This window comes from Pontibacter sp. HJ8 (assembly GCF_054824225.1).
In genome coordinates this window covers 1-3,218 of the sequence record NZ_JSYF01000027.1, presented here as the reverse complement: position 1 = coordinate 3,218, position 3,218 = coordinate 1, and the positions used below count along the sequence as shown (strand labels likewise).

Here is a 3,218-nt window from a genome sequence, read left to right as displayed (position 1 = left end):
TGCGCAGCTCCTGCGAGTGTCTGGTTGAAAATTCACTGCAGCCACAGATCCAACCACCCCTGCCCCTCCCTATCCAAGGAGGGGAGCTTTTCTTACTATACCTATTTCCCCTTCTCCAGGCGCACGGTGATGGCCTGACTGGATGAGCCGATTGCTATCTCCTGCGGTTTGAAGCCGGGTAGGGAAAAGAGGAGCGCATGCCTGTCCTGTGGAAGCTGGAACCGGAAATTGCCGGAACGGTCCGTCAGGGTACTGATGGTAGAGCCTTTTACCTGCACCAGCACATCGGGTAGCGGCTCTCCGCCGTTTGATAGCACACGGCCGCCCACAGTCTTCTTGTCTGCCGTAAAGTCCGTGGCAGAAGCTGCTGATTTCGCGGGCAGGTCATAAACAGGGGCAGGAGGAGGAGCCTGTATTTCAAGTACCAGGGCAGAGTCTATGGTGCGCGCCAACAGCTCTTCCGGCGACGGAGGCAAAATCTGTCCTGATTTGAGTGCCGAATGACCGGACTTCTGCTCAGCTATGGTGGTGGTATAATGGTAAAACAAAAGAAGGCCCAGCGAGCAGAACATCATCAGGATGGCCACTGCAACGCGCCAGTCTGCCAGAACATTCAGGGCGAGGGAGCTCTTGCGTTGCCTGCGCAACCGGGTTCGGATGCGCTGCAGTATGCGGGATTTCGCCTGTTGTGTGCGGGTTCTGTCCACCAGTGTCATGCCGGTCAGGACATCCTCACAAAGCTCGCAGTCCATCAGGTGCCTTTCCAGTTCATTGCTGAGAGCCGAGGACAAGATGCCTTCCTCGTACTGCCGCAGCAGTTCCGTGGAAGGGTGCCCGTCTGCTCCCCAATTGCTTTTCTGGATCTTATCGTTGCGCATGGTGTTTCTCCACGTATATTTTTAGGTTCCGGCGGCCGTTCTGTATATGGCTTTTCACTTTCGACAGTTCGCAGCCGGTGATATCTGCTATTTCCTTGTAACTCCTGTGCTCCAGGTAAAACAGCTCCAGGCAGGTGCGCTGTTCCGCCGGCAACTCCGTCAGGCCCTGTTCCAGCGCCTTCAGTTCCAGTTCGTGTTGTTCCTCCTCACTCAGATGCAGCGTGAAGACCATTTCCATGCTTGTTTCAGCTATACTGCTCCGGGCTGTTTTTCCTCTGGCCTTCTGGTTACGGAGCAGCTGGAGGCAATGGTTTTTGCTGATCACGTGCAGCCAGCTTTTGAAATTGGTTACCTCGTGCCTTTTGAGGGCCACCACCAGTTGCTCAAATATCTGCATGGTGGCGTCTTTGCTCTCTTCCTCATCTTTCAGATACTTCATGCAAACCAGGTATACCATATCCGTGTGCCGCTCAAACAGCTTTCCGATGCAGCCCAGATCACCGGTCTGCCGGTACTGCAGCACCAGCTCCAGGTCATCGGGAGGTCTGTCTTTGGAGAAAAGCTTTAGAAACATAGCGGCTATACCTGGTTTGCTTGCTTAAATAAAAGAAATAAGTTTGATAATATACCCATTAGCCTATACAGCACCTGCAATCTCCTTACCTAGGTACGGTTCTATCAATTATACCAATAAATAATTACACTTTATTGATGCGAATGCGTAAAGTGATGTATGCGTTTTCTGATTTGGCTGCTAGTCTGACAGTGCTATACCTGCCCACCCGCTCAGATGATCTACACCCTGTTTCCTGATTGAATAATTCTGCCCCTTCACCCGACTAGGCAAGACGCGGTCCTGCCTATACCTCCGGTACTACAGTGGATTCTTTCCGGTCAGGAAAAGAAGCCAGGTGTAGGGTCTTGTGTAGTGTGTACATTTTCTCTATTAATTCTTACGCGAATGATGACAATCAAAAACCACATCAAACTAATATTGTCCGTTCTGTTTTTCGGGATTGTTTTCCTGTTTTTAGGTTGCAATCCGGAGCAGGCAGAAGATCCGGCTCCGCTGGCTTCCGCAGGGGAGGCCGAAATGGGAGTTGGCCCCGGGCGGCCGGTTTCGGCGTATCATAACAAGCTACTGGCTGAGATTCGGCGGGCTACCGTCCATTACAAAGATGTAGCAGATGCCGAAGCAGCCGGCTACGTGCTCAGCAGTGAATGCGTCTCTTCCCCTGCAGGTAGCATGGGCTATCATTACACCAACTTTGCCCTAGTGGATGCTACTGTAGATCCTGCCCTGCCGGAGACGCTTGTATACGAGCCCCAGAAGAACGGAAAGCTTCGGCTGGTTGCTGTCGAATATATTGTAGTAGCTGAAGCCTGGGATGCCATGCACGATAGTCCACCGATGCTGGGCGAGCAGGTATTTGATGACTTCAGCGAGGGTGGTGGCGGACCTCCGTTCCCGAATTACCAACTCCATGCCTGGGTTTGGAAGCATAATCCTTCCGGTATGCATGCGCCCTTTAACCCGACCGTGAGCTGTGACTATGCCTTGTAACCACCTGAAGAAAAGGCAAGCTTCCCGTTTCTTGTAAAGTTAAATTGTGCTGATGACTGGATGAAAGCCGGAATGTTTCGCAACAGACCGGCTTTCATTTTTGCAGCGAGTTGTTACTTATCAGGTAGCGCGGCTACCAGTTTTCGTTGTAGCAGTTTCTTGTCCTCTTCCCGGATTTCAACCAGAGCGTATTTTTTAGTGTCGGTTATTTTCATTTCGTCCAGTACATCCACCAGGTTTTTGTAACGCGATGTTTCGGTGGCCTTGATCAGCACGACCAAGCTGCGGTTCGACTTGACCTGCTCCGAAAGCAGCACCTGCCGGATACCGGTGGTTGAGAAATCGGTCTCGGACACGTCGGGTTCATCCCCTGCAAAACCGAAGTAATAGTAAAGGCGGTTATTCTCTCCCAGGATAAGTGTCAGGGCGTTCTTGCCGGCGACGGCAGTGCCGGTGGCATGCGGTACGGGCATGCTGATCTCCATGTTCTGCAATTTGGTGAAGGTAGTGGTGAGCATGAAGAAGGTGAGAAGCAGGCACGCCAGATCTACCATCGGGGTCATATCCAGGTGCGACGCGAACTTTTTAGCTCTTCTTCTTCCACCTTTTACCGGAGTCGATTTTTCTTGAATCTGTGCCATGTCTTAATTCTCCTTTCAGTTTAGGATATGATGGCAATGCCGTGAAAATTCCATACGCCTTTACCATAATTTTTTTTTGAAGAGGAGAAAAAGAGACAGGTATAGGTATAGTAAGGCTTACACCCATGCACAGGT

4 protein-coding genes are annotated in these 3,218 nt (G+C 51.3%); 1 reads left to right on the top strand and 3 read right to left on the bottom strand.

The window, feature by feature from the left end:
- Positions 1-101: 101 nt before the first annotated feature.
- Together OB13_RS01415 and OB13_RS01410 are read right to left on the bottom strand one after the other, a co-directional pair.
- Entirely contained in the window at positions 102-878 is a 777-nt protein-coding gene (locus tag OB13_RS01415) for a carboxypeptidase-like regulatory domain-containing protein (RefSeq protein ID WP_461488358.1), read from the bottom strand.
- Positions 865-1,452, bottom strand: a complete 588-nt coding sequence (locus OB13_RS01410) for an RNA polymerase sigma factor (RefSeq protein ID WP_461488357.1) — start codon at positions 1,450-1,452, stop codon at positions 865-867. The genes OB13_RS01415 and OB13_RS01410 overlap by 14 nt, the downstream gene beginning before the upstream one ends.
- Positions 1,453-1,839: 387 nt before the next feature.
- Here OB13_RS01410 and OB13_RS01405 point away from each other — a divergent pair, with 387 nt between their 5' ends.
- Positions 1,840-2,442: a hypothetical protein gene (locus OB13_RS01405; protein WP_461488356.1), complete on the top strand. Its 603-nt coding sequence runs from the start codon at positions 1,840-1,842 to the stop codon at positions 2,440-2,442.
- 113 nt (positions 2,443-2,555) lie between these two features.
- Here OB13_RS01405 and OB13_RS01400 read toward each other — a convergent pair whose 3' ends face one another.
- Positions 2,556-3,083, bottom strand: coding sequence for an ExbD/TolR family protein (locus OB13_RS01400; RefSeq protein ID WP_461488355.1), 528 nt, complete (start codon positions 3,081-3,083; stop codon positions 2,556-2,558).
- Between the last annotated feature and the right edge of the window lie 135 nt (positions 3,084-3,218).

Bases quoted from the DNA above. Each gene is read 5' to 3' on its own strand.
- OB13_RS01415 (WP_461488358.1), bottom strand. From the start codon at position 878: ATGCGCAACGATAAGATCCAGAAAAGCAATTGGGGAGCAGACGGGCAC.
- OB13_RS01410 (WP_461488357.1), bottom strand. From the start codon at position 1,452: ATGTTTCTAAAGCTTTTCTCCAAAGACAGACCTCCCGATGACCTGGAG.
- OB13_RS01405 (WP_461488356.1), top strand. From the start codon at position 1,840: ATGATGACAATCAAAAACCACATCAAACTAATATTGTCCGTTCTGTTT.
- OB13_RS01400 (WP_461488355.1), bottom strand. From the start codon at position 3,083: ATGGCACAGATTCAAGAAAAATCGACTCCGGTAAAAGGTGGAAGAAGA.